At 66.2% G+C, this 25,350-nt stretch carries 21 protein-coding genes and 1 pseudogene; 15 read left to right on the top strand and 7 right to left on the bottom strand.

What is annotated here, in order from left to right:
• Positions 1–177: 177 nt before the first annotated feature.
• From E0H50_RS18355 to E0H50_RS18345, 4 genes and pseudogenes are all read left to right on the top strand, one after another.
• Positions 178–1,290 (top strand): restriction endonuclease-related protein, encoded by a 1,113-nt coding sequence (locus E0H50_RS18355; protein WP_131289839.1) that lies wholly within the window; start codon positions 178–180, stop codon positions 1,288–1,290.
• Positions 1,287–1,826 (top strand): annotated as a pseudogene (locus tag E0H50_RS44530) (pPIWI_RE_Z domain-containing protein); the annotation flags it as partial. The gene E0H50_RS18355 and the pseudogene E0H50_RS44530, both read left to right, overlap by 4 nt.
• Positions 1,827–1,904: 78 nt before the next feature.
• Positions 1,905–4,625 (top strand): hypothetical protein, encoded by a 2,721-nt coding sequence (locus tag E0H50_RS18350; RefSeq protein ID WP_238151051.1) that lies wholly within the window; start codon positions 1,905–1,907, stop codon positions 4,623–4,625.
• A 1-nt stretch (position 4,626) separates the two neighbouring features.
• Positions 4,627–7,224 (top strand): pPIWI_RE module domain-containing protein, encoded by a 2,598-nt coding sequence (locus tag E0H50_RS18345; RefSeq protein ID WP_131289835.1) that lies wholly within the window; start codon positions 4,627–4,629, stop codon positions 7,222–7,224.
• 531 nt (positions 7,225–7,755) lie between these two features.
• Here the strand turns inward: E0H50_RS18345 and E0H50_RS18340 are convergent.
• Complete coding sequence (locus E0H50_RS18340) at positions 7,756–8,058, bottom strand: hypothetical protein (RefSeq protein WP_131289833.1); 303 nt, start codon at positions 8,056–8,058, stop codon at positions 7,756–7,758.
• A 295-nt stretch (positions 8,059–8,353) separates the two neighbouring features.
• Between E0H50_RS18340 and E0H50_RS18335 the strand changes: the two genes are divergently transcribed.
• Positions 8,354–8,533, top strand: a complete 180-nt coding sequence (locus E0H50_RS18335) for a hypothetical protein (protein WP_131289831.1) — start codon at positions 8,354–8,356, stop codon at positions 8,531–8,533.
• 46 nt (positions 8,534–8,579) lie between these two features.
• On the opposite strand, the gene E0H50_RS18330 is transcribed toward E0H50_RS18335, so the two are convergent.
• Entirely contained in the window at positions 8,580–10,976 is a 2,397-nt protein-coding gene (locus tag E0H50_RS18330) for a DEAD/DEAH box helicase (RefSeq protein WP_202868204.1), read from the bottom strand.
• 186 nt (positions 10,977–11,162) lie between these two features.
• Here E0H50_RS18330 and E0H50_RS18325 point away from each other — a divergent pair, with 186 nt between their 5' ends.
• The 4 genes from E0H50_RS18325 to E0H50_RS18310 all read left to right on the top strand — a co-directional run bounded on the left by E0H50_RS18325 (position 11,163) and on the right by E0H50_RS18310 (position 13,732).
• Positions 11,163–11,816, top strand: a complete 654-nt coding sequence (locus tag E0H50_RS18325) for a type IV toxin-antitoxin system AbiEi family antitoxin domain-containing protein (RefSeq protein ID WP_238151050.1) — start codon at positions 11,163–11,165, stop codon at positions 11,814–11,816.
• Positions 11,813–12,355, top strand: coding sequence for a nucleotidyl transferase AbiEii/AbiGii toxin family protein (locus tag E0H50_RS43855; RefSeq protein ID WP_238151049.1), 543 nt, complete (start codon positions 11,813–11,815; stop codon positions 12,353–12,355). The genes E0H50_RS18325 and E0H50_RS43855 overlap by 4 nt, the downstream gene beginning before the upstream one ends.
• Positions 12,261–12,833, top strand: a complete 573-nt coding sequence (locus tag E0H50_RS18315; protein ID WP_238151048.1) for a type IV toxin-antitoxin system AbiEi family antitoxin domain-containing protein — start codon at positions 12,261–12,263, stop codon at positions 12,831–12,833. The genes E0H50_RS43855 and E0H50_RS18315 overlap by 95 nt, the downstream gene beginning before the upstream one ends.
• Before the next feature lie 92 nt (positions 12,834–12,925).
• Positions 12,926–13,732: a nucleotidyl transferase AbiEii/AbiGii toxin family protein gene (locus E0H50_RS18310; RefSeq protein WP_202868203.1), complete on the top strand. Its 807-nt coding sequence runs from the start codon at positions 12,926–12,928 to the stop codon at positions 13,730–13,732.
• Between the two features lie 321 nt (positions 13,733–14,053).
• Here the strand turns inward: E0H50_RS18310 and E0H50_RS43010 are convergent, their stop codons facing one another.
• Positions 14,054–14,191 carry a hypothetical protein gene (locus E0H50_RS43010; RefSeq protein WP_165547184.1) on the bottom strand — a complete coding sequence of 46 codons (138 nt, stop codon included), beginning with the start codon at positions 14,189–14,191 and terminating at the stop codon, positions 14,054–14,056.
• A 354-nt stretch (positions 14,192–14,545) separates the two neighbouring features.
• Positions 14,546–15,145, bottom strand: a complete 600-nt coding sequence (locus E0H50_RS18300) for a TetR/AcrR family transcriptional regulator (RefSeq protein WP_131289823.1) — start codon at positions 15,143–15,145, stop codon at positions 14,546–14,548.
• Between the two features lie 124 nt (positions 15,146–15,269).
• Between E0H50_RS18300 and E0H50_RS18295 the strand changes: the two genes are divergently transcribed.
• From E0H50_RS18295 to E0H50_RS18280, 4 genes are all read left to right on the top strand, one after another.
• Complete coding sequence (locus E0H50_RS18295; protein ID WP_131289821.1) at positions 15,270–16,433, top strand: epoxide hydrolase family protein; 1,164 nt, start codon at positions 15,270–15,272, stop codon at positions 16,431–16,433.
• Between the two features lie 200 nt (positions 16,434–16,633).
• Complete coding sequence (locus tag E0H50_RS18290) at positions 16,634–17,050, top strand: carbohydrate ABC transporter permease (RefSeq protein ID WP_131289819.1); 417 nt, start codon at positions 16,634–16,636, stop codon at positions 17,048–17,050.
• Positions 17,051–17,296: 246 nt separating this feature from the next.
• Positions 17,297–17,836: a TetR/AcrR family transcriptional regulator gene (locus tag E0H50_RS18285; protein ID WP_202868202.1), complete on the top strand. Its 540-nt coding sequence runs from the start codon at positions 17,297–17,299 to the stop codon at positions 17,834–17,836.
• A 52-nt stretch (positions 17,837–17,888) separates the two neighbouring features.
• The gene (locus E0H50_RS18280) at positions 17,889–18,788 is read left to right on the top strand and encodes an NADP-dependent oxidoreductase (protein WP_131289815.1); all 900 of its coding nucleotides are present in this window, start codon (positions 17,889–17,891) and stop codon (positions 18,786–18,788) included.
• 171 nt (positions 18,789–18,959) lie between these two features.
• Here the strand turns inward: E0H50_RS18280 and E0H50_RS18275 are convergent, their stop codons facing one another.
• The 3 genes from E0H50_RS18275 to E0H50_RS18265 form a co-directional block, all read right to left on the bottom strand.
• Positions 18,960–19,181: a hypothetical protein gene (locus E0H50_RS18275; protein ID WP_238151047.1), complete on the bottom strand. Its 222-nt coding sequence runs from the start codon at positions 19,179–19,181 to the stop codon at positions 18,960–18,962.
• 684 nt (positions 19,182–19,865) lie between these two features.
• Entirely contained in the window at positions 19,866–21,563 is a 1,698-nt protein-coding gene (locus tag E0H50_RS18270; protein ID WP_131289812.1) for a hydantoinase B/oxoprolinase family protein, read from the bottom strand.
• Entirely contained in the window at positions 21,563–23,596 is a 2,034-nt protein-coding gene (locus E0H50_RS18265; protein ID WP_131289810.1) for a hydantoinase/oxoprolinase family protein, read from the bottom strand. The genes E0H50_RS18270 and E0H50_RS18265 overlap by 1 nt, the downstream gene beginning before the upstream one ends.
• 370 nt (positions 23,597–23,966) lie before the next feature.
• On the opposite strand from E0H50_RS18265, the gene E0H50_RS18260 reads away from it, so the two are divergent.
• Both E0H50_RS18260 and E0H50_RS18255 read left to right on the top strand, forming a co-directional pair.
• Positions 23,967–24,332, top strand: coding sequence for an antibiotic biosynthesis monooxygenase family protein (locus E0H50_RS18260; RefSeq protein ID WP_131289808.1), 366 nt, complete (start codon positions 23,967–23,969; stop codon positions 24,330–24,332).
• A complete protein-coding gene (locus tag E0H50_RS18255; protein WP_202868200.1) occupies positions 24,329–25,348 on the top strand; it encodes a sugar ABC transporter substrate-binding protein in 1,020 nt (339 codons plus the stop codon). The genes E0H50_RS18260 and E0H50_RS18255 overlap by 4 nt, the downstream gene beginning before the upstream one ends.
• Positions 25,349–25,350: the final 2 nt, after the last annotated feature.

Below are 25,350 nucleotides of genomic sequence, written 5' to 3'. Positions count from 1 at the left end.
CAAACTCGCGGGCGTGCTCAGGCGTGAACCCACGAAGATCGTCCAAGCCGCCATCGCGGTGCATGTGGCAGAGAGTCCCACATCTGCAACATCGCTTCTGAATGAGGCGCGCCGAATTGTCGGCGGTCTGATCCAGAATGCCGTCTACTGGATCTGGCCTCACAGAGAGCGACGAGCATGACCACAGCGGTACAGGCACCTTCGTGGTTGCCTGATGTGCGCATCACCCTGGCGCAGCTTGCCTCCGGGATCCTCGAGTACGCCGAGGGCTTCACCGGCGGCACGCCCTTTCGGCTCCCCTATCCGGCGAACCTCCAGCTGGCCTTGGATCGGCTGACCCTGCTGGCCTGGCATCAGGGTGTGCCGCCACCGGGCAGCGTCGTCGAGCTGCTGCAACTCGCACACACGCCGTTCGCGGAGTGGTCGCTAGTTCTGACAGATGCCGACGTAGACCCGGAGGAAAGCCTTCTCGCGTATGGCCGCCCGACGGTGACCTGCGAAGAGCTGGGGAAGCTGCGCGGCGACGTCGAGGCCGAGCTCCGTGAGAACGCGCTGATGCACGGGGTGCTGGACAAGTCGCAAGCACACGACGCACCGGATTCCTACGTGGCATTCCGGAAGCTGCTTATCAGCAAGCCTGCGATCACGGCGTTCGACCTCGACGCCAACCTGGCCGATCCGCACCTTGCTCTCTTGGCAGAAGAAGTACGGCAGGCATACGCCGATGCGCCGCCGGAAGCGATCGCCGACGGCATCGTCCGCACCTGCCAGGGCTGCCACGGGCTTCGCCTGCCACTCGACGATGACCGCACCTGGGCGTGCGTGGACGATTCATGTCCTGATCCGAGTACGGCCGGCCCGAACCATCGTGCGGCCGACGGCGTCCAATGGCTGCGCCGGGAGCTTCGGACTTTCATCGCCGGCCCTGGCCGTGCCGAGCTACGGATCGCTGAAGCCGTGTCCGAACTGGGCGTCATGGCACGCCTCTGGCCCGACTTCGACGCCTATGATTTGTCGGCCTTCGACCAGAAGCCCTGGGTCGCCGACATCAAGGCCTGGCGGAGCCCGACGCGGCTGGCTCGCCGCCTGCGGCAGGGCCTCTTCGCCGTACCCGACGACGCGGATCGGGCGTTCATCGTGATAGCGCGCGAGCAGGTACGAGCTCATCCCCGATACCTCGATCGGTTGCAGAGAGCCTGCCCGGCCGTCGGTCCCGGTCAACGAATCGTCGCCGTCTCTGAGGACCAGTTCATCAATGCGGTCAGCCGGCGTGCGGAGGCGGGGCGATGAGACATATCCGAGCCGCACGCACCTGGTTCCACCGTGAGCTCGAAGGTCATTACTGTCCGACTCCGGATCAGCCGTCGGTGACCGAGCTGATGCATACCGAGCTGTGCCTGTACCTTTTGAACTCGGTTGCCAACGGTCAAGCAGCCGAGGGTGTGCCAGCGCTCCTCGACGGTTATCGAGCTGTCTGGGACGCCGTGGACACCGTTCCCGCCGATGCCGACGTACGGCTGGCAAACGCCAGGGCCATTCTGTGGCGGACCCAACGACCATACGGCTGGGAAGCGACCCTCCGCGGGTACCTCACGGCGCCGGAGGAAGTACGCGGGTACTCCCTCGACGAGGAGGGTCGACCAGTCGATCGGTCATGCCGAGTAGCTGTGGATCGGTGGCAATTGTACGAACGGCTCCTCACCGAATCCTTGGCCTTCGAGTCGACCGCAGTGAAGTTCGCTGAGGCAGGCGACTATCGGATTAGCTCCACAGCGCGGGGAATCGGGATCTCTATCCCTGACGATCTGCCCGACGCACCAAGCCCAGCACACCACGACCTGTCCGTACGCCGCAGAGAAGTCGTGGAAGTTCCTTGGCAAGACCTGGTTGAGACCGCGAGCGGCATGGACGAAGAAGACCGGCGAGCCGGCCGACCGAACAGCCATTGGGCCGCGAGGCTGGACGATGTCACGTTGCAGGTGCGGATGTCCGACGACACCTTCAGCGACAAGGTCGGCGTACTGCGCATCGATCGAATCCTGCATCTCGTCGGCCTGGTCAGCGTCGGCAAAAGCACGCTGGTGATGGTTCTGGCTGTCTGGGCGGCGCAGCACGACCGCCGCGTGACGATTGTCGTCGGTGACAATTCGGCCGCCATGCGGATGGCGCACGACCTCTCCGGGTACGGCGCGGTGAAGGCTGCGCCCGTCATGGGGCAGAACCGGACACGCCACACCGAGCGCCTGCACAGGCTGCAGCCGCCACCACCTGGGCGTTTGATTCCGATCGATGCCTTCGGCTTCGATCTGGTCAGCACGGCCTGTGCATTGGATGCAGTCCGCGGCGGCCCACAGCCGCTCGCGGTCCGGGAGGCACCGTGCCAGCAGCTCATCGAAACAGATCCCGAGGCCCCGGTGGACGGCTGGCGAGACAAGCCGCGACGCACGTGCCCGCTCTGGTACGGCTGCCAACGGCACGAGGCCTCCAGGCAACTCGTGGAGGCGAACGTCTGGATCGCGACGCCTTGGAGCCTCGTTCACACCCCGGTTCCGGGGCCGCTGGCCGACGACAGCATGCGGTATCTGGAGGCCGCATGGCGACGGAGTGATCTCGTCCTGGTCGACGAAGCGGACCAGGTACAGGCGAACCTCGACGAGATGTTCGCCGGCGCCCAGGTTCTGCTCGGCCCCACCGACGAGGCCTGGATCGACGAACTCAATGAACGAGTCAGCGAGAGGCTGCGGGCATCGGGCCGCGCACAGGTCCGTTCGCATCAGGTCCGTCGCTTCACACTCGCGCTCGGCCATGCCCGCACGGCGGCCGACGTCATCTATCAGCTGCTCCAACGCGACCGTGGGCGGGCAGGCAAACCGGTCCTGCGCTGGATGGACCCCGATTACTTCACAGCTTGGGGACTGTTCGACGACCTCGCCCAGGACTGGGCCGGGTACGGGCGGCCCAGCGGGGGCAAACCCAAACCGGGCTGGGACAGCGACCCGCTCTACGTACACCTCCGGGAACAATTCGACCTGTTCATCGACAACCCGTCCGGCGCATCCGGAGATGTCGCGAGCGGGCTGACCCAACTGGCAGAGGCAGCACTGTCGATCACCGAGGAGGATGTCCGGGAGCAGGCAGTCCGGCAATGGCTGACCAATCTGAGCGACCAGGAACTGGTCGCCGGCCGGAAGATCTCGCCCTCCACCTTCGACTGGACAGTCTGGCGACTCGAGCTCGCGATCGCGGTGGCGGTCGTCGCGGATCGGCTCAACCTGATGCTCGCGATCTGGCCACAGGTGGCCGGCGAGCTCGACATGTACGACGCGCTGCCGACAGAGGCACGGCGCCCGCCCAGCGATCTCGCCGTTGCCGTCCCCGAGTCGCCGATGGGCAACGTGCTCGGATTCCAGTACATCGAGGACGAAACGAGGTCACGTGACGGAGAGCTCGGCGAGTTCCGGTTCTTCCGGTACGCCGGTGTCGGCCGCGCCCTGCTGACGGGGCTGCCGGATCTATTTCCCGCCGATGGCTCCGGGCCGCAGGTGTTGTTGCTGTCCGGAACAAGCTGGGCCGGGACGTCGCCGCGATACCACATCGACGTACCAGTCGGAGCAATCCTCAGCCCACCACCCGACAAGCTCACCGCGATCTCCAAGACAACCTTCGACCTCGACATCCAGCACACCGGCGAACGAACGACTCCGATCTGGGTCTCCGGTCGCTACGGAGCTGCCCGTACCGCAGCGCTGCGGGACATGGTGAAGGCCTTGACCAGGCCCGGTCCGGGATCGGGCAGACCCAACCGGCTCGAACGCGAACGGGACATCTTGCCGGACGGACGCCGTAAGCTCCTCCTCCTCGTCGGCAGCTATCACGAGGCACGCTACGTCTATGACGAGTTGCTGCGGCAGAAGTCTTCGTGGCAAGGCCAGGTGCGCTGCCTGATCCCGGACGACGAGCTCGAGACCGGCTGGGACGACGGTCAGCTTCTCCGCCGAGGCGATGTCGCCGACTTCGGCACAGACTCCGGCTGGTTGCTGATCGCACCGATCCTGGCAGTGGAGCGCGGGCACAACATCCTCAACACGGATGGTGTCGCAGCGATCGGCGCGGCCTTCTTCCTCGTTCGTCCACATCCGCGCCCCAAAGACCTCGCATACGTCACCCAACGCATCAACCAATACGCCATCGAGCAGCTTCGCCCACACCTGGTCGATGATGAATGGCCCGAGTACGAACGTCTGTCGCGCGCGGGGCAGCAGCGGCGACGAGCCGCTCAGCGCCAGTGGCGTCGGCTGCTGCACGCCCTGGTCGCCTACAGCCAGCTGAGCAATGACGAGCGCGACCGGGTCGCGTGGACCCAGCTCGTGACGATCTGGCAGGTCGTCGGTCGACTCCTGCGCGGCGGGCAGGCGGCAAGGATCTACTTCTGCGACGCGGCTTTCGCGCCGAACACAGCCCTTCGCAACGACGATCTCGATGACGCGAGCACCAGTCTGCTGCACGGCATGCGCGGTGTTCTCGCCCCCTACTTCGACGACACCAGCACCGACACCGACCGACACCTCGTCCAGGCGCTCTACGAACCGCTGTACCAGGCGTTGACCACCATGGGAGATCGCTGACATGGCCCCCAAGTACGACGAACTCGCTGTCACCGTGATGCGTCTGAACTCGGACGCACCAATCGAGCGCGGGTACCACCTCATGCACTTCCCCGGACGGTGGAAAGACCCGCTGCGACGGTTGGCAGCGACCAGGCGTGGCGGTGACTTCGTCACCATCCCGATCCGGGAACTCAACGCCGCGATCACCGCCCTCGTTCCGGACTGCGTCGTGACACTGGAGTACGCCGGTCGCGGCGACGACGACCAAGAATGGTTGCTCGCCCATCGCGACGTCAATCCTGCGGCCATCTTCAACATCGTCGCCGCATGGGTACGGTCGCAGAAGGCGGCTCCGGACCAGATCGCACAGACGCTGTCCCAACTCCGCGCTTCCGACCTCGTCTGGTCGACGGTCGAAATCAACCTGGCTGCTCCGGACGAGATCAGACGCGCGATGCGGCTACTACCGATGGACATCGCAGCCGCGCTTTCCCGACCCGAGGCCCACTGCGAATACAACAATCTGCGCTTTCTGCGCTGTCCGACCGACACCGGTGCAGAGCTGATCTCTTGGCCACCGGAACGGATCGAAGACCAGACACCGTTCTCCGTCATGATCGGAATCACCGCCCAAACGCTGCCAACCAGCGGCGAGGTGCTTATCTATACCTCGTACGGCGTCCGGCGTTGGGTACCTGTGCGCCCGATGCTCTCCCTGTCCAACGCTCACTCCGTCTACATCGCCCCCACAGTCCCGTACTTGAGTGATGCCGGGAACTCGCGGCACTTCGGAATCGTCAAGATCCGGGCATCCAGGATCAAGGGCGACGACGGCGAAATGACGTACCCCCCGCGGTGGGACGACAACCTCGCGGAGGTGCTCCGTCAGCTCGGCTGCCTGGACCGGCTGCCTGATCCACAGCAGCTGATCGACAAGCCCTTGGACTATCTTCAGCGCACCGGTGATGCAGCGGCGCTTGTATTCCGGACGGGCATGCTGGGCTCAGAGCGGGTCAGCCCCGGTTTGTCCCTGACGGATCGCGAACCTCTGGTGGAGTGGGTCGCATCCGAGCTGAAGCCCCACCTGGAGTTGGTCGCGCCTCTTCCGCGGGAGAAGACCGTGGTCTACAAGGGCCTGAGCGGAATCAGCGACGGTGCAATCTCACCGGAGTACCTTGGCAAGGTCGTTGGTCCCCGGCTGACCATCGAGCTGCTCACCGACTTGGACAACGCCACCAGCTACGCGCTCGAACGGCTGTCTACCAGACTCGGGGTGCCTCTGCCTGAGGCCAAGGACCTCGGCGAAACCGAAACGCTGATCGAACTCGGACCGGTGACCGTCGGACTTCGAAAGTTGAGCCGGCCAACGATTGTCGCGGACCTCGACCGGTCCAGGACCCAAAACAAGCAGTCTGCGATCGAGCAGCGCGTCGACCATATCGCAGGCGCCCTCGGCGACGTCGCACATCCGACGGTTACCCTCGTCGAGATCGCGCCGGCCGAGGCATACAAGAACGCGAAGCGTGGCAGCGATCCGAAGTGGGCCATCCGGCACGGGTTGGTCCGGACAGGTCGGCTCAGCCAGTTCGTCAATCCAGTAACAACGCCCAAGAAGCCTGGCCGTATGCGCCCGGACGGCACCACGTCGGACGCGAATCGAGAGCGTTTCGCCGCAGCAGTCGACGAACTGTTCCGTCACCTCGGCATCCGGCCGGCCCCACTGCCGGCTCCGCTATCCGGAACCCTCGCGCGGCAGCCCGCACTGCTCGCCGTGTGGATGATCAGGAAGAACAAGACCCGCCTCTGGGGCTTGGCCCGGCAGGTCCCAGTGGCAGTCCTTGTCGACCCGACTGGCCAGCACATCCAGGTTACGGCGCCAGGGATCGGCTGGCAGCCGTTGCACGAAGGGCTCGTCGAGATCGGCAAACGCTACATCAACGAGATGCTGCAATGCGGACCCGAAGACGTGGTGCGGTTCGTCAAGGAGACCATCGGCGAGGCAACTGCGGCGTACCCGGACACCTTGCTCCTGACCCATGCGCAGAACCTGCGGAGTGTGTGGGACCAACTCGGCAACAACCGTATCCGCCTCGACACCATCGCGTTCGGCGCCGCCGAAGTGATGCCGATCAGCAAGTTCCCGGGTCTGCGGCATGTGCGTGTCCGCGGCTCGGACGGCGGTGAAACACCAGAGTGCTACGGCGTCAACGAAGACGGCAGCGGTCAGCCGAAGGGGCTGTGGCGCTTCCTAAGGTCGCGAACCTTCGGCAGCACCAGCGGCAAGCCCAGTACCCATTCGGGCGCGCTCATGGGAGTGTCGAAGCTCATCCCGATGGAGTACAAGGACAAGCAAACCGCCCCGAGGCCGAAGGCTCAGGTGTGGAACCCACAGTTCGTCGAACTGTTCGTCGCCGGCTTGCAGGACGGCGACCAGGCCGAGCACTGGGCCGCACTTGCCCACGACCTACGCGACGCCGCGCCGTACGTCCGCGACACCACCGCCCTCCCTTGGCCACTACATCTCGCCAACAAGATCGAGGAATACCTCCTACCAAACCGAATCACCGTTGTCGGCGAGACCGCCGGGCCGGAGACGGACGAGGAAGGAGCCAGCTGACCTCGTGTGGTCGCTTCGCCATCGTGACGCACGAGGTCGAACCCCAGCGAATCTTTCTGCTCGGCCCGTGACAGCTGGCCGGCGGGGATCAGCGCGAGCAGCGCAACCGCTCGTCGGCTGCGTAGCCAGAGCGGCACGCCACCGAGTCCCGCGAGCACGAAGAGCGCGACTCCGACGGCCACCTTGTGCGATGACGGCGCATTTCGCACCAGCACATCGCCGAAGTACTCGCTCGCCCAGCCCAGCTACCGGGCCCAGGATGACGACTAGGGCAGCAGCAACCGCGTGGCGACCCTGATGTTTCGCGAATAACAGAGTCCCTCTGACCACAGCTTCCCTGGTCAGGGGGCCTCTGCCAGGAGCGGGGCAGGGATTGAATCTGCGACTCCGGACCCCTGCAACGTGGCAGTGATTTCCCTCCGATCGGACCGTTGTGTCACCTGGTCACAAGGCAGCTTGATCACCACTCCGGATCGCTAATCCTGAGCTGAGATTTCTATTCTGACCGTAATCTTGACGGTGGATTCCACATCATCTGCGGTGGCGCGGTTGGCCGCGTTCCCACCAATCGATCGCCTCGCCGTCCTCAGCCATGCGCTGGATGATATGAGCGGTGAGTTCAGCCTGGCTGCCGGTGGTCTGGCAGAACGTCCACAGTTGCCGCGCGGCACGCTGATACTGGAAGATCACTTCGTCGGCTTCGAAGACGTCCAGTTCACCGTCGCGGTGCCGATCGATCGCCGCAGCGACTCGCTGAACCAGAGCCGCCAGTTGAACCTCGTGATACGTAGCGACCTGCTGACGCGCAGCCTGACGCTCAGCCTTCGTGCTCACGGGCCCAACGTTACCCTTCATCCTTCATCCGGCGGTGGGGTACAGGATGGGTGGCTGTGCGTTTGTGATCGCTGGTTTAGATGTGTCGGGGCAAAGAGAAGGCTCGGTTTAGTCCTGGGACCGCGTTGTCTACTTGGGGTTTCTGGTGTCCCGCTCTGGCTTGTGGGCGGGCAGAGACTGTCGTTCGGGTGCTGTCGCCTGGATCCGGACACGGCTGCCTGTGGCGGTGATCATGACGGGGATGTGCAGCACGCGGTCTCGGAAGCTCTGCGGGGCTGGTTCGGGATCTCCCGGGTTGTCGGCGAATCCGAGAAGTCTGGTCAACCCGCCGGTGGTCGAGCGCGACCTCGGCACCAGGAACGTGATCAGCTATTTCTCGACCGACGTCGAGCAACTGTTCGCGGGAACGGTCGTCGATCCACGTCGGCAGCGGTTTCATGAGCGGCACGGGGCCTGGCACATCGGCGAGGGCTGATGTGATGCTTTGCGCCTGACGCGGCACCCTATGCCGAGGGGCGTCATCAGGCCCGGTCGAATCGCAGCCGCTTGTACCCGGGCCTGCGCCGCTGGAGCGAGGCCGCCAGCAGCGGGACGAGCGGGTCGTGGTAGTCGTGCACCTCGGCGACGGTCTTGCCTGGTGCGGGGCGGACGACTCGTCCGGCGCACTGGACCAGGAGCCCGTCGAAGGAGATCGGCGCCGCGAGGAACAGGGTGTCCAGGGCCGGTGCGTCGAACCCTTCGCCGACGAACGGTGTGGTACCCAGGACCAGGACGCCGTCCCCAGCCCTGGCGTCGGTGAGTCGTTCGACGACGGCGCGTCGCTCCTTGGCCGGCATGCCTCCCTGGAGCACAAGTGGTTCGTGGCCGCGACTGGCCAGGAGCGAGGTCATCGTTTCAAGGTGGGCGACCCGGCGGGTCAGGATCAGGCAGTTACGCCCCCGGGTGAGAGCGGCGTGGACGTCGCCGAGGATCTGCTCGTTGCGGTCTTTGTCGGCGGTGAGCGCCCGGTGGGCCTCGGCGATCGGTGACGGGGCGTCCTGATCGATATCTGCTGCGGTGAATGTGGTCTCGTGCATATGCAGCACTCGTGCCGGTCCGTCGCTGGTGTCGGCTGCTTCGGCCAGCGTCCCGGGTATCGCGTCGGTCATCGTGTGCCGGACCGGGCCGAGCTGCCAGCGCAGGAGCTCGCCAAGGCCGTCGCGGCGCTCGGGGGTGGCGGTGAGGCCGAGCCAGTACCGGGCGGTGATTTTCTTGACCGAGTGGTCATAGGCGGCTGCGGCGATGTGGTGTGCTTCGTCGACGATGACCTGCCCGTATCCGGCGGTCAGGTTCGCGACGTCGTCGTGTCTGGCCAGGGTGGGCAGCATGGCGACGTCGACGATCCCTGTCAGTTTGCTCCGCCCGCCGCCGACCTGTCCCGGTTTGACGCCGAGGAACTCGGTCAGTCGGGCGCGCCACTGGTCGGCGAGGGCCTTGCGGTCGACCAGGATCATTGTGGACACCGCTCGTTCGGCGATGATTGCGCACGCCATGACGGTCTTGCCCGATCCTGGCGGGGCGACGAGGACGCCGTCGTCGTGCGCGAGCAGCTCACCGACCGCCGCGGCCTGCCGGTCGGCGAGCTCGCCGATAAGCGCGACGTCGATCTCCATGCCGGCGGTCCGGTTGTCGGTGACGTCGAGGCGTGCGCCGCTGCGCTCGATGATGCCGGTGACCAGGTGCCGCAGTCCGCGAGGCAGGACTAGCTTCTCGTCCAGGGTCAGGTCGTAGCCGGTGACGAAACGAGGGGTGTCCCAGGTGGACTTGCGCAGTCGTTGCAACTCGTAGAACTTCGGGTTGGCCATCGATGCGGCGTGCTTGAAAGTCGCCAGAGCAGCAGGCGGAAGGTCGGTCGCGTCCAGGACGAGGCCGGCAGCGAGTTCGGCGCGCACAACCGGTGGCATGGGTGGGTGCACCTTGGTGGACTCGGCGCGCACGAGGGTCGTGACGTCGTTGCCGACGGATGCGCGCGACGACTTGCGGGCGAGCCGGGCGGCGTCACCGGGCGTTAGCCGGTCCAGCGTCGAGAGGAAGGCCCACTGGTCCTCGTAGGGCTCCAGGGTAGCCGGGTCGAGGAAGAGCGTGAGCCCGTCCTTGCGGCGGTTACCGTGGAGCGGTGCGGCGATCTGGTTGCCCGGCCCGGAGCCGGGCAGTACGTCCTGGCTCGGGAAGAGACGGTCGTAGGAGCCGAGGCTCATGGCGCCACGCTGGAGGATGGCCTCGTGGATCAGCGCGGTCCCGACCGCTCGTGCCATCTGCGCCGGGATCGCCTCGGTGAAGAAGATCCACACGTGCGCCCCGGCGCCGGACTGGGAGATCTCCAGCGCAGCAGGGACACCTGCAGTTCGCGCGGCCTTGACGTACGCCAGGGCGTCGAGCATCGCGGTCTTGCCGTCGAAGTCGGCAGCCAGCCACCAGCAGGTGTTGTCCGGGAGCATCGGGCACAGGCCAATGAACAGGTCCTGCCGCGACCTCGCGGCCAGGTGCTCGGCGACGACATCCGGGGTCAGCGGGAGCAGGCGGGCGGTCGCACGGGTCATGCCCTTGCGCCACCCACCCGCCGCCGCGGGCATCCACCCTCTCTTGCCCGTGCGCGGATCCTCCCAGCGCCTGGCGTAGGTGTCGGTCCTGGCACGGAACAGATCCAGGTAGAGGGCGAGCTTCTGCTGCGGCGTCGAGCCCGCCATCGACACCAGCCCGCCAGGCCCAACCGGCGCCGCGAGCTGCTCAGCAGCGGGCGCGGTGTCCTCGCCCCGCAGTTCCAGCAGACGGGACAGCCGCGCGTTCTCCGCCCGCAGCCGGTCCCGCTCGACCCGGAGCTCGAACAACTCACGACGCAAGTCCGGGCCGCCACCATCGCGATCATCACGAAGACTCACGCGACCATCCTGCCAGGGCGCAAGACCGCCCCATCCCCCTTACGCCGGCGTAGAACTGCGGGACGCGACATCTCCCGGCACTTGACCTCCCGTCAATTTGGTCCATTGACCCAGCCCCACTCGGGCGCGACCCCTCCGCGGAGATTGCGACAACGTTTGTCCCCGAAACTGGACACCATAGTTGCAATGGCTGATTCGACGCTGGTACGGCTCGGCTCCATCGCGGCACGCCGGTGGGGCCTGGTCACCACTGCCCAGGCCCAGAAGGCCGGCGTCCCCCGCAAGCAGCTGTCCCGGATGGCGTCAGCCGGCGTCATCGAGCGTGTGGCACAGGGCGTGTACCGCATTGCCGGAGCGCCACCACAGGATCACGAAGCAATCTACGCAACCTGGCTGGCCTTGGTGGAGCGACCGCCCCCCCGCACCGCGGCCGGCGTCGCATCGATCGTGGCAGCCGGCATCACGGCGGCGAACATTCACGAAATCGGCGACTACTTCCTCAACGGCTTCGACTTCATCGTGCCAGCACGCAAGGGAACCCGGCGTCCCGGCGTACGTCTGCGCATCCGGCAACTGACCCATGCCGAGGTAATGCCCGTCGATGGCGTCCCCACCCTGACCGTCGAACGCACGATCGCAGATCTCGTCGAGCTCGGAACCGACCTGTCCCTGATCGCCGACGCCGTGCGTGGCGCGGTCCGCGCCGACAAGCTCGTGGCACCCGACCGGCTCGCGTCCTACCCCGATCCCACCGCAGCGCGACGCAGGAGCGACGCCAACTCCCTTTGCGAACAACCTGTTCGAGCTGGCCGGCGTCACTCCGGAAGGATGGGACCATGACTGACCATGAGGGCTACGCCGACTGGCAATCCCTGGAACTGGCGATCAAGGACGCCGCGAAGAAAGCAGCCCAGCAAGCAGGCCCCGGCGTCAGCGCCGCCAGCATCGACGCCCAGATCCGACAAGCGCGCTTCGACAGGTTCCTCACCCGAGTCTTCGCCCACGGCGAGCAGACCGATTGGCTCCTCAAGGGCGGCATGAGCATGCTCGCCCGCGTGCCCCGCTCGCGCACCACCAAGGACATGGACCTAGCAGCCCAGCACGCGACCAATCTCGCCGAGGCCGAGAAAGCACTGACCGAACTGGTCGACGTCGACCTCGGCGACCATCTCACCTTCCGGATCATCGATAGCGTGTATCAAATCGCACCCTTCAACACCGCCATGGGGTATGATTTGGTACATGACGCCCGTCGAGCCGCCTCGCGCACGCCAACGGCTCGCGATGCTGCCGCCTACTTTCACCACGGCGCGGGCGCGCCAGGCCGGCCTGCCGTCGCGGGATCTGGCGACGCTGGTCAGCGAAGGCGCCGCGATTGAACTCTCGCGCGGCGTTTACCGTCAGTCAGACGCCCCGGAGACAGCGCACCTCGATCTGCTGGCTGTACACACACGAGCATCCCACGCGGTCGTCTGCGGTGAGTCCGCTCTCGCGCTGCACGAGCTGATCGACGACATACCGGCCGCCGTACATATCGCCGTACCGCGTGGCACCCGCCGTCCGGCGATCTCCTACCCGCCCACCGTCGTCGCGCAGTACGCCGCGAAAACCTTCGACCTCAACATCGAGCAGTACGAGGCGGCGCCAGGCGAGTTCGTGCCGGTCTACGACGCAGCCCGCAGCGTCGTCGATGCCATGCGCCACCGCAACCGCATCGGCCACACACTCGCCCTCGCCGCACTCGGACGGTACCTGCGAACCAGTGGGCCTGACGGAGTCGGCGATCTGCAACGCATCGCGCGTGAACTGCACGCTCTGTCCGTCATCCGGCCCGCCGTCGAAGCAGTGCTTGCCTGATGGTCAACCCAGCCCGCGACACCACCGCCGGTCGCGTCTACAACGACCTGCGGAACTCAGCACGCCGCGAACGGCGCGCAACCGACGAAATCATGGTCGAGTACGTCCTCGAACGATTCCTCTACCGGCTCGCCACATCTCCAGCCAGCCGCGAACACTTCATCCTCAAGGGCGGACTGCTCCTGGCCCAGTTCGGCGCACGCCGCACGACCCGAGACATCGACATTCTCGGGCAAGCCTTCACCGGCGAGGACACCGAGATCACCCGACGGATCAACGCAATTGCAGCGACCGAAGTCGACGACGGAGTCACGTTCGACGGCGGAAACCTGAGAACCGCGCCGATTCGAGACGACGGCCGCTACCACGGACTCCGCCTCGTCATGCCCGCCACTATCGCCCGCGCACAACTCAAACTCCAACTCGACGTCAGTATCGGCGATCCCGTCACCCCCGAACCTCAATTCATCGAGTACCAACAACTACTGGACGCCGGGACCTTCACCATCCTCGGCTATCCACTCGCCACCGTCATCGCAGAGAAACTGTCCACCGCCATCGAACTCGGCGACCTCAACACCCGCGACCGCGACTACGCCGACCTCTACCGCCTGCTACGCGCCAACACCCTCCACGCCGACGAGGTGACCACTGCTCTCGAAGCCACCGCAGCCCACCGACGAATCACCTTGCGACCACTCAGCTCGAGCATCACCGATCTCCCCCAGCAACGACAGCCCTCCTACACCGCATGGCTACGACGCCAAGGCCCAGCCGCTACCGGCTACCCAACCAGCTTCGCGGATGCAGTCGCGGTGATCACAGCCTTCGCAGACCCACTCATCAGCGGCCACGCCCGAGGTAAGGACTGGGATCCAGACAACGCTCAGTGGATCTGAACAACAGGTCACCGCACAGACCGCCGGACAACCTTCCTACGACAGGTCCGCCAACGGATCGACCAACCGACGACGCACCTCTTTACGCACCTCAATCAGCGCGAGAGGATGGTTGCTGATGAGAACTAATGCGAACCGAGCAGTCGCGGGATCCTTTACTTATAAGAGCTTTGGCTCACCAGTGACCGACGCTGGTCAGTCTCAGCTGGAAATCAGCGGGTTCGGGGTTCGAGTCCCTGGCGGCGCACAAAAGCCCTGGTCACGACGGTGACCAGGGCTTTCGCTTCTGTGGGTCCCAGGCTTTATCCCATGCTTTGTGTCCTACGCCACGTCGGACCCGTAGGTGTCGGACGTATCGGCCGGGCCACCGTGTCGGAGTCGGTCGGCAACCTCGGGTGATGTGTTGAGAGCTGCCTCCAGTGCGGCGGCTGCTGCCGGGTTCTTCGCCTTCCGTCCCATGTAGACATCCTGGGGCAGTGACGGCCGGGCGTGCCCGAGCTGGTCAGCGATCTGCCGGGCGCTTTGCCCGGCGTCTTCAGCGACATCAAGCGGATGCGCAAGGACCATGACGCCCATTGGCCCGGCGGATTGCTCCGCTGACGGCTCGGCGGCGCGATCAGATCTCGAGCTCGGTGCTGGCAACTTCGCGGATGGCGGTCGCCGGGCAGCCGAGCAGTGCCGCCAATGCGCTGCCAGCACATTTTGCCGGCCCTGGACCGACTGCGAGCGCCAGGCCCTCGGCGAATTGCTGAACCGCCTCATTCGCTGACCGACCGCATCACCCATGAACAAGCAGTCCTCGAGTGCTGCGGGTCAGGGCTGGTCGTCCACGAGTGCGATGGCGCGTGTCTCGGGAACTCCCAGCATCAGCAGGCTCGTGATCGTCGCTGCTCGGGCGCCGAGGGTCCCGTTCGACGGGTCGCTGTCCGCGATGGCGAACACGACGCCGTAGGCAATCTGACTCAGAATGCCTGGCGGCAGGTGTTGTGCGAACACGTCGCTGTCTTGGCCTCGCTTCACGAGGTCGGCGAGGAGTTCATCGAGCGGCCCGAGCAAGCCGTGGATCGCCTCGCCGTACTCGCCGCGGCGCAGCGCCAACAGCACTCGGTACCGGTGTGCCACCGGCCAGATGCGGGCGATGAATTCGACCCACATTGCGTCCGCTTCAGCGCCGGAGGCGTCGACTTCGGTGAGCACAGCTGTCATCTCGGTGACAGCCCGTTCCGTGAGTGTCCGAATCAGGTCGAGGCGCGAGGGGAAATGGCCGTAGACGGTGCGACGGACGACACCGGCAGCGGAGGCGATGTCACCCATTCCGGCGTCGGGGTTGTCTCCCAGCACATCGAGGGCGACGTCGAGGATGCGATCGCGTGTCTCGTTCATCGAGCGCACACGGGAGGACTCGGCGGGCACACCACCAATTATGCACACCGGTGTGCAATGAATCACAGTGCACACCCGTGTGCAACGAAGTAGACTGCACACTAGTGTGCAACGGAGAGTTGCGCCGTGCTTCGAAGCCCAGGAGAAGAAGGCAATGACCGCACCGACGCCGCCGGCCTCGACCCTCGTCCGCCCGTTCACCGTCTCGATCTCGGATTCGGCGATCGACGACCTCAAGCAGCGACTGGCCAGAACTCGATGGCCGGATCCGGAAACGGTGGGCGACTGGTCGCAAGGGGTTCGCGTCGAGAACGCCAGATCTCTGGTCGACTACTGGAAGCACGGCTACGACTGGCGGCGCTTCGAGTCCGAGCTCAATCGCTTCCCCCAATTCCTGACCGAGATCGATGGGCTGGACATCCACTACATCCACGTCAGGTCCAAGAATCCCAACGCGATGCCACTGATACTGACGCACGGCTGGCCGGGCTCGATCGTCGAGTTCCTGAAGCTGATCGGCCCACTGACCGATCCGGTTTCGTTCGGAGGAGACGCCGCCGATTCATTCGACGTCGTCGTTCCGTCGCTTCCCGGGTTCGGGTTCTCCCAGAAGCCCACGGAGACCGGGTGGACGGTATCGCGCATCGCCAGCGCATGGGTGGAGCTGATGCAGCGTCTCGGCTACACGAGATGGGCCGCGCAAGGCGGCGATTGGGGTGCCGTCGTCACCACCGCTCTCGGGGCCATGCAACCTGAAGGGCTCCTCGGAATTCATCTGAACACCCAGTACGCCTTTCCCGCACAGATACCCGACACCTTGTCGCCTGAACAGCACTACGCCGTGGAGACCCTGGCTCTCTACACCGGCAACCTCGGTGGCTCGAGCCACCTTCAGGGCACGAAGCCGGAGACTGTCGGATTCGCCCTGGCGGACTCTCCCGCTGGTCAGGCAGCCTGGATCTACGAGAAGTTCCAGTCCAAATCCGACAACCACGGTCTCGCCGAGGACGCTCTCAGCATCGACGACATGCTCGACGCGATATCCCTCTACTGGTTCACCAACAGCGCAGCGTCGTCCGCCCGCATCTACTGGGAGAACAAGTCGGCTACTTTCGCCGGCCCGAAGCTGGCGCTTCCGGTCGCGGTGACCGTCTTCCCGAGGGACATCCCACGCCTGCCACGAAGCTGGATCGAAGACACGTACAGCAATCTCATCCACTACGGCGAGGCCGACAAGGGCGGGCACTTCGCGGCCATGGAACAGCCCGAGATCCTGGTCAGCGAAATCCGCGCAGGGCTGCGCACCCTTCGGTCCTGACGCCACCCGCGAGATCTTGACCCACCACTAATTGCAGCGCGAGCTGGAGGCGACGCACCTGAACCCGGCTCATCCCCAATCAGCGGGCCAGCGGCTGGACGCGAATCGCCTATGCTGCACGCTCGGCGTCATGCCGCTGACCTCTCCTGGTCGCCTTCGTCATCGCGATCCTGGTCAACCAGGGCATCCGCGGCCGGTCGTTGTGGCGGACGATCTACTACCTGCCGACGCTGGTGCCGGCAGTCGCCAGTTCGGTGCTGTGGATCTGGATCTCAACCCGGGACTTCGGGCTGCTCAACAGCATGCAGCGACAGGTTGGGTTGCCGGAGTCGAGCTGGATCTACGGCGAGAGGAGCGCCGCACCCTCGCCGACCCTGATGGGCGTCTGGGGCCTCGGCAACACGATGGTGAGCTTCCTCGCCGGGTTGCTGGGCGCGCCGCGGCACCTGTACGAGGCGGTCGCGATCGACGGCGGCGGGACGTGGGCCCGGTTCCGGCACGTGACCTGCACAGGCGATCCCATCCTGCCCCTGAGACCGGCTCGCCGAGGGTCAACTCGACAGCGCACCCGTTGCCGCCAGCAACCTCACCCGTGGCCGTCAGGATCGAACTCGTAGAGCGCCGTCCTCGCGGACCGGCCGTAGACGGGGCCGATGGCAACAAACGGCGTCACTCGCACCAAGACCATCCGACCTGGCAGTTGCCCTGGGTTGCGTCACAGTCGCGCCTCCTTTACGATACGATCCAGCACCGTTTTGTAAATCGAAGGGTGAGGTATGCCAGGGGAAGCATCGCGGAACCAGGCCACGTCGACACCGGGAGTTCTGCGCGCACGGGGCAGGCCGCGCGATATCGGGCGTGATGTGGCGATTCTCGACGCGACACTGTGGGTGCTGACCGAACTTGGGTACGAGCAGATGTCGGTCGAGGCGGTCGCGGCTCGAGCCGGGGTGTCCAAGGCGACGATCTACCGACGCCACCCGAACAAGGCCGCCCTGGTCGTCGCAGCGGTCGAGCAGCGCGTGGCCGCCACTCCGCCCGTGATCACGTCGCGCGACCTGCGCGACGGGCTATTGGAGATCGTGTCCTGGCTGGCGCAGCAGGTCGCCGAGCAGGAGATCGGGCTGCTCGGCGCGCTCTTCGCCGGCATGCGCAGCGACCCGGATCTCGCCGCGGGGATGCGGCGCATCCTGCACCGCGACGAGGCCGCAATGGTCGAGGAGTCATTCCGCGGAGCCATCGAGCACGGCGAGGCGCTGGCACCACGCGCGGCGGAACTGTTCGCCGAGATCGCTCCGGCCGTCATCGTGCACCGGCTTGTCGTCGCCGGGAAGTCCTGTGACAGCGCATTCCTTGATCACCTCGTCGACGACATCCTCCTGCCCCTGTTACGGCGCCGATGAGCCGAGCTCAGGAATTTCATCACCGTTGTCCATATCCAGGAAAGGACGACCTATGCGCATAGTCCGGTACGACCGCTTCGGCGGCATCGAGCAGCTGTGGATCGACGAGATGGCCGTCCCCGACGCTGCACCAGGTCATGCGGTGGTGCAGGTTCAGGCGTCGTGCATCAACCCGGGGTCTTTATCCGCACTGCACGGATCGCCGTACGTACCTATCCGCGACCTTGCCGGGACGGTGACAGCCGTCGCCACGGACGTGCACGACATCAAGGTTGGCGATGACGTCCTCGGTTGGTCGCAAGACTGGTCGGCACACGCGGAGTTCGTCGCCGTGCCTGCAGAACAGTTGATAGCGAAGCCGGCTGTGCTGTCATGGGACGTGGCCGGTTCTCTCTACGTCACACCCATGGCCGGATTGGCCAGCGTCGAGGCTGTCGAAGCCAGCGACGGTGAGCTCATCGTCATATCCGCCGCGTCTGGCGGGGTCGGTCTCACGGCCGCACAGCTGGCCCGACGGAAAGGTGCGACGGTCATCGGCATCGCAGGCCCAACGAATGCAGGTCGCTTGCGGGCGCATGGCATCATCCCCGTCCCGTACGGCGACGATGTGAGCGACAACATCCGTGCCGCAGCCGACGGGCGTCGGATCGATGCCTTCATCGACGCGTTCGGGTCAGGTTACGTCGACCTTGCCCTGGCGCTAGGCGTGCCTACCGGGCGCATTAACACCGTGGTTGATTACCAGGCAGCCAAGGGGACGGGCGTCAAGGCGTTGGGCACGGCAAACGCAGGCGGTGCTCCAGCCCTCCGGAAGCTGGCCGAACTCGCCGCCTCGGGCGACCTCGACATACCCATCGGCGCAACCTTTCCACTCTCGGAGATACAAGCGGCCTATCGCGCACTCGCCGAGAGCCGCCCGTTCGGACGGATCGTCCTCCACCCACAGGCGTAGACGCTGACCTCGTAGCCGCCTTCGCGAGACTCGAGCCTGTTACAGGGCCTGTCGGACTTGCCCGACACACCAGATGCCGAAGCGGCCGACCCACCATTGCCTGTTCCCTGATCCCAGACCGGGATGATCACCACCCACACATCGGACAGGAGAGCGGGATAACCCTTCGGGTCAGACGACGGCGCCGCGGTCGGGTTGGGCGTCGCGGTCCACTTGGGTGCGTTTGGGGCGCGGGGGCGGGGCCGGGTAGCGGCGTTCGAGTTCGAGGAGGAACGGGGCCGCGGTGAGGTTGGAGGAGTAGGTGCCGACGAGGATTCCGAGCAGCAGCGCGAGGGAGAAGTCGGCGAGTGAGTCGCCGCCGAGGAACAGCGACGCGGCGAGGATGCACAGCACTGCTCACGATCTCGCGCATCGCCAACTCCGGCTGGCTCACCTGGGAACCTCACGAATCAGCCGACATCGTGCGCACCGACACCGTGATCCGCTTCTCGCCACACCGACACTATCCAGCCGGCACAGACCAGCCATGGGCCGAACTCGCCACGACCAGCGGCGCCGGCGTCATGATGCACGTGCCCCTGCCAGCGATCGTGTCCTACAGACCAGACCCGGCGATCTACGAACGCTGGTCCTCAAGATGGGCTTCACTCAAGCCATAAACGCCACAGCAAGCACACGCAGAACCTGCTGCCGAAGTCACCCCGATCCCACGGCAGGTAGCCGGTGAGGTGAGGTAACTGAACCCCTAACCCCCGTTTGACCGCGCCAGGCATGCTGGCCTGTCGCGTTGTTGCCCGAAGGTTGGCGCTGACCTGCGCGCTCTCCAATGGAGAGTTGCCGACGGCTGTGATCCGCACTCGCCTTTACTCACTCATTCCAGTGAGTACAAGCGTGAGCACACGACGTCGCCCGTCCGCGGACGCTCAATCCGAAGTCCCGTCTGGCGAGCGCATCTGTGTCGTGCGGTGTGATCCGAAGGGGCCAGATCGAGAGGTCCGTTCTCCAGGCGGACACCATGGATCAACGTTTGCCGCCGTCCGGACAGATGGCTCCCCGCGTCATACCGTTGTCGCGGGATCATTCCCGGCGGCGCACTTCGGCGACCTCGAACGTCGTCGGGTCGACCACCACGCCGTACTCGCGTTCCGCCGCTGTCACCGACACGAACCCGTTGCGGACGTCGGCCGCCACTCGCTCGGGGTCGCGTTCGAACGGGTTCCCGTAGCCGCCACCGCCGCCGGTGTTGTTCACGAGAACTTCGCCGGCCTCCAGCCGGTTGTAGCTCCCGCCCTGCACCACTTCGCGCTCGGTGCCGGGGTTGAGGACGATGTGATTGTTGTCGCCCTCGCGGCCGCCGTCGATCGCCCACGGCTTGGTCTTCGTCTTGTACACAAGGCAGATCCCGGTCGCCGGAGCAGTGAAGCGATAGGTACGGCCGACCCCCACTCCGCCGCGGTGCCGACCGGCACCCCCCGTGTCCGGCCGGTACCCGTACGACTCGATGAACATCGGGGACTTGGTCTCCAGCACCTCGACCGGATTACTGCGACAGCCTGGCTCGGTGAGATGCATGATGCCGTCCGCACCGTCGCCACCCGCGTGCCCGCCGAAACCGACCGCCTCGTTGGTTGCCTCCAGCCACTGCTCGCCGTTGCGAGGGTTGATCCCGAGCCCCATCATCGAGCAGACATCACCGCCCGAGCAGGCCGGGACCCGATCGGGCATCCCCTGCGCCAGCGCCTTCAGGACCACTTCGCCGCCGAGCAGCCCGGTCCACAGCGTGAAGGTCGGCATCGGCGGTACGGCGTGCACCACCGAGCCAGGCTCGGTGACGATCCGCAGCGGCCGGAAGTTGCCTGCGACAACTGGTGTGTCCGGCGTGGTGAGCGCCTTGAACACCAAGCTGCAGAACGCCGCGGTCTGGCCGACCGGCAGGTTGATCGGGCCGCGGACACCGCGATCGGTGCCTGTCCAGTCGATCACCATCTCCTTGTCGGTGACAGTGACGGTGACGTTGAGCTTCACCATCCGGTCGAGATCCACACCGTCGGAGTCGACGAAGTCGTACGCGGTCCACGTCCCCTTCGGCAGCTTCGCCAGCGCGAGCCGGGCCAACCGTTCGCCGTGATCGTTGATCGCCTCCATCGCACCGGTCAGCGCCGGTACGCCGTACTTGGCCGCGATCGCCTGCGTACGCCGTACCCCGGTCACACACGCGGACACCTGGGCCTGGAGGTCGCCGATCGTCCGTTCGGGCAGGCGGCTGTTGAAGCGGATGACGTTGAAGATGTCCTCGTTGGCCTCGCCCTCGCGGTACAGCTTCGTGGCCGGGAAGAACAGGCCTTCCTGGTACATGTCCGTGGAGTCGAGCACGTACCCGGGGTCCTTCTGCTTCAGGTCGAGTACGTGCACGCGGCACGAGGCGAACCCGATCAGCTCCTCGCCGACGTGGATCGGGGCGAAGACCAGCGGGTCGAGGGTGTGTGCGGACGACCAGTACGGGTAGTTCAGCAGGAACACGTCGCCGGGAAGCATCGCGTCCGCACCAAGGAACTCCTTCGCGGCCTTGATGCCGTGGTCGTTCCCGCGCGTGAAGACCGCGATGCCCGGCGCGTCGGCCACCACGTCCCCGGCCGCGTCGTGGATGCCGATCCCGTAGTCGTGGATCTCGTAGACGACGGTGTTGTACGCCGTCCGGCACAGGTTGCGGGCCATCTCCTCGGCGGCGGCCAGCAGACCGTGCCGGATGACCTCGATGGTGATCGAGTCGTTCATCAGACTCCTTCGACAGTGATGATCAGCTCGCCGTGATCGCCGACCCGGAGCAGGTCGCCGGCGTGGACCACGGTGGTCGCGGTGTGCTCGGCGATGACGGCCGGACCGGCCAGCTCGTCGCCGGCCAGCAGATCCTCGCGCGAGTACAGCGCGTACGACTCCTGCGGCTTCTCCGCGGACACATACACGGATCTGGTTGCTTCCGGCAATGGTTTCCCGGTGGTACGGCGGGGCAGCCGGGGCAGCGTCGGTTTGTCCACCAGCCCGGTCGCCCGCAGCCGCAGCGTGGTGATCTCGATCGGATCGTCCATCGTGTGGCCGTACTGCCGCTCGTGCAGCTCTGCGAACGCCTGCTCGACCGAACCCACGCGTCCGCCCTCCGGAACCGGCACCGTCACGCTGTGTTCCTGCCCCGAGTAGCGGACGTCCACGCTGCGAACCAGCACCTGCGCGGCGGGCCCGAACCCGTCGGCGGCCAAGGCGGACGCCGCCTCCTCGGCCATCGCGTCGTACGCCGCGGCCAGGCGCGTCTCGTCGAGGCCGGCGAGTGGCATCACCGAGGTCTGGGCGAAGTCGTGCTGGACGTCGGCGAACAACATCCCGAACGCCGAGAACGCACCCTGGCCGGGTGGAACGATCACCGTCGGTATCGACAACTCACGCGCGACATCGACCGCCACCAGACCGCCGCCGCCTCCGAACGACAGGAGCGCGAAGTCCTTCGGATCCCGGCCGACCTCGACGGTGATCGCCCGTACCGCGCCGGTGATCTTCGCGGTCGAGATGCGGATGATGCCGCGGGCCAGCGCGGCCGGGCTGAGCTCGAGCTGACCCGCCAGCGGTTTCAGCGCTGCCGTCGCGAGCGCGTCGTCGAGGACGAGCCGGCCGCCCAGCGGCGTGGACGCCCCGAGATATCCGACGGTCAGCGCCGCGTCGGTGAACGTCGGCGCAGTGCCGCCGCGACCGTACGACGCCGGACCGGGATCCGCGCCGGCACTCTGCGGCCCCACCTGCAGCACCCCGGCGTCGTCGAGCCAGGCGATGGATCCCCCGCCCGCGCCGATGGTGTGGATGTAGAGCGACGGGGTGTTGATGGGCAACTGCTCGAACTCCGCGCCCTGATGCAACACAGGTTCGCCGTCGACCACCAGCGACGCGTCCAGACTGGTTCCGCCCATGTCGATGGTGATCAGGTTCGGCTCGCCGATCAGTGTGCTGAAGGCGCTGGCACCGATGACCCCTCCGGCCGGTCCGGACAGGATCAGGCTGACCGGCTGTTCCCGGGCGACACTCGCGGTCATCGCGCCGCCGCCGGACCGGGTCATCAGGAACCGGCCCTCGAACCCGCCGCCTCGCAGCTCGCCTTCCAGCCGTTCGAGATAGCGCCGCACGATCGGCTTCACGTACGCGTCGAGGACCGCGGTACTCGTCCGTTCGTACTCGCGGTACTCGCGGGACAGCTCGTGCGACAGTGTCACCGCGACGCCCGGAGCCACCTCCGCCAGGATCTCCCGCATCCGCAGCTCGTGTGCGGGATTGGCATATGCGTGCAGGAACGCCACCGCCACCGAGTCGTATCCGCGCTCCGCGATCGTGGCGGCGACCACGCGCGCCGCATCGGCGTCGAGCGGACGATGGACCGATCCGTCGAACAGACTGCGTTCCGGCACCTCGAACGTGTCGTAGCGCTCCAGCAGCGCCGGCGGCGGGCGATACGTGATGTCGTAGTTGGTCCGGCGATCCGTCCGGCCGAGCAGATAGACATCCCGGAATCCGGCGGTTCCGATCACCGCGGTCCGGGCGCCGGTACGGGTCAGCAGCGCGTTGAGGCCGAGCGTCGTACCGTGCGTGAACATCGCCACCTCCGGCAGCCCGGTCCGCGTGATGCCGAACGCGTTCAGCACCGCCTCGGTGGGCTGTGCGGGGGTGGTGGGCACCTTGTCGAACCGGATCTCACCGGTGGCCGCCAGCAGTTCGACGACATCGGTGAACGTACCGCCGACGTCGATGGCGACACGGCTGGTGCTGGTCATGGTCTCTGGCCTTTCGCTCATCCGCGGGGCGCGGGCGCGCCGCACCGGGGATCGCCGCGACCCAGCGGAGATCAGCGGCGATCCAGGTACGGCGGTTGAGGCGGCTGACGTACAAGGGCCCGTTGTCCCCAAGGCGGAAGCCTTCCGGGCGACGGTCAGCCGGGTGATCCTCGCCGGTTGGCACGGCGGAGGACTCGAAAGTGACACAGCCGAATTCGGGGTGTCAACCAGTCCGCTGGGCCCGGACCCGGCGGCAAACGCCCACATGCACAGCGGTCATGCGGGCCGATGTGCTCGGCGCACATCGGCCTACCGGCGGCCGACGACAGCATTTGCCCACTCGACCACCCCGGATCCACCGGAGGCCCAGATGATCCGCAGTGTGCTCTCTCTTCGCGCCGCCGATATCAGCGCGCTCGAGGATCTGTACGCCGAGCACGGCATTCTGGCACGCGCCCGGCGGTTCCCGGGCTGCCGGGACGCGTCACTGCTGCGATCCGTCGACGGCGGACCGGCCACACACCTGGTCATCGCCGACTGGGACACGGCCGCGGACTACCAGCACTGGGTCGAGGATCCCTGGCGCGTCGCCTTGTCCGGGCAACTCGCCGCCGTACTGGACACCACAGCGGGCGAGCCGATCGTTGGCGCACTCTTCGAACTCGTCGCTGCTGACCCGTCCACTTCAGAATCCCCTGTGAGTTCCGCCCCCATCACGCCCGAGGAGCACCCGTGATACGAGCTGCCCGACTCGCGGTGGTCGGTGTGACCGCCGCACTAGCGATCAGCATCGCGGCCTGCAGCAAACCCGCGACCAGCACCGCCGGCGGAGCACCGACCTCGGTCGCCGCGGACAAACAGCTGAAGATCGGCTTCTTCGGCTTCGCCAAGGCCAACTCGTTCGCGCAGGCGGCCTGGGCCGGCGTCCAGTCGTACGCCGCGGCGAACAACGCGACGGCCACGTTCCTGGACTCCAACTTCGACGGCCCGACCCAGGTCAACCAGCTGCAGGACGCGGTGACCTCCAAGCGGTACGACATCGTGATCGTGCAGGCCAACGACGGGGTCGCGATGGTCAACCCGATCAAGCAGGCGATCGCCGCCGGCATCGTCGTGGTGGTCGAGTTCACCCCGGTCGGCGGCAAGTTCGACACCGCCGAACCCCAGGTCCCCGGCACCATCAACATCATCGACCCGCCGACGGTCAACGGGGAGGGTCTGGCCAAACTCGGCCTGGAAGCCTGCAAGACGGTGACCGGCGGCGCCTGCAAGGTCGCCTACCTGCAGGGCTTCGCGAACTACCCGCTCGACACCGCCAGGACCGAGGCCGCCGTCAACGCACTCAAGGCGGGCGGCGCCACCGTCGTCTCGAACTTCGTCGGCGGGTACACCCCGGACGCCGGCCGGGCCGCGATGCAGAACCTGCTGCAGTCCCATCCGGACGTCAACGTGGTGATCGGCTCGTCCCAGGCACTCCAGGGCGCGACACCGCTTGCCAAGGGCAAGAAGATCGGCTTCGTCGGCAACGGCGGCTCCACCCAGGCCTTCGGGTTCGTCAACGACGGCACCTGGTACGGCGTCTACGACGTACCGGAGAAGTCCGAAGGAGCCAAGGCCGCGGAACTGGGGATCGCCAAGGCCAGGGGCAAGGACGTGCCCGCCTCGACCGTCGCCTGCACCGCGCTGACGAAGTTCGAGTGCCTCGGCACCAAGGAGACGCTGAAAGGCCTGACCGCCGACTACTCCGATTGAGC

It is taken from the genome of Kribbella sindirgiensis, from assembly GCF_004331435.1.
GTDB classification, from domain to species: domain Bacteria; phylum Actinomycetota; class Actinomycetes; order Propionibacteriales; family Kribbellaceae; genus Kribbella; species Kribbella sindirgiensis.
This window is presented reverse-complemented; position numbering and strand designations above follow the sequence as displayed.

Coding starts and splice junctions, on each gene's coding strand:
- E0H50_RS18355 (WP_131289839.1), top strand. CDS start 178: ATGACCACAGCGGTACAGGCACCTTCGTGGTTGCCTGATGTGCGCATC.
- E0H50_RS18350 (WP_238151051.1), top strand. CDS start 1,905: ATGGACGAAGAAGACCGGCGAGCCGGCCGACCGAACAGCCATTGGGCC.
- E0H50_RS18345 (WP_131289835.1), top strand. CDS start 4,627: ATGGCCCCCAAGTACGACGAACTCGCTGTCACCGTGATGCGTCTGAAC.
- E0H50_RS18325 (WP_238151050.1), top strand. CDS start 11,163: ATGGCTGATTCGACGCTGGTACGGCTCGGCTCCATCGCGGCACGCCGG.
- E0H50_RS43855 (WP_238151049.1), top strand. CDS start 11,813: ATGACTGACCATGAGGGCTACGCCGACTGGCAATCCCTGGAACTGGCG.
- E0H50_RS18315 (WP_238151048.1), top strand. CDS start 12,261: ATGCTGCCGCCTACTTTCACCACGGCGCGGGCGCGCCAGGCCGGCCTG.
- E0H50_RS18310 (WP_202868203.1), top strand. CDS start 12,926: ATGGTCGAGTACGTCCTCGAACGATTCCTCTACCGGCTCGCCACATCT.
- E0H50_RS43010 (WP_165547184.1), bottom strand. CDS start 14,191: ATGGGACGGAAGGCGAAGAACCCGGCAGCAGCCGCCGCACTGGAGGCA.
- E0H50_RS18295 (WP_131289821.1), top strand. CDS start 15,270: ATGACCGCACCGACGCCGCCGGCCTCGACCCTCGTCCGCCCGTTCACC.
- E0H50_RS18280 (WP_131289815.1), top strand. CDS start 17,889: ATGCGCATAGTCCGGTACGACCGCTTCGGCGGCATCGAGCAGCTGTGG.
- E0H50_RS18270 (WP_131289812.1), bottom strand. CDS start 21,563: ATGAACGACTCGATCACCATCGAGGTCATCCGGCACGGTCTGCTGGCC.
- E0H50_RS18265 (WP_131289810.1), bottom strand. CDS start 23,596: ATGACCAGCACCAGCCGTGTCGCCATCGACGTCGGCGGTACGTTCACC.
- E0H50_RS18260 (WP_131289808.1), top strand. CDS start 23,967: ATGATCCGCAGTGTGCTCTCTCTTCGCGCCGCCGATATCAGCGCGCTC.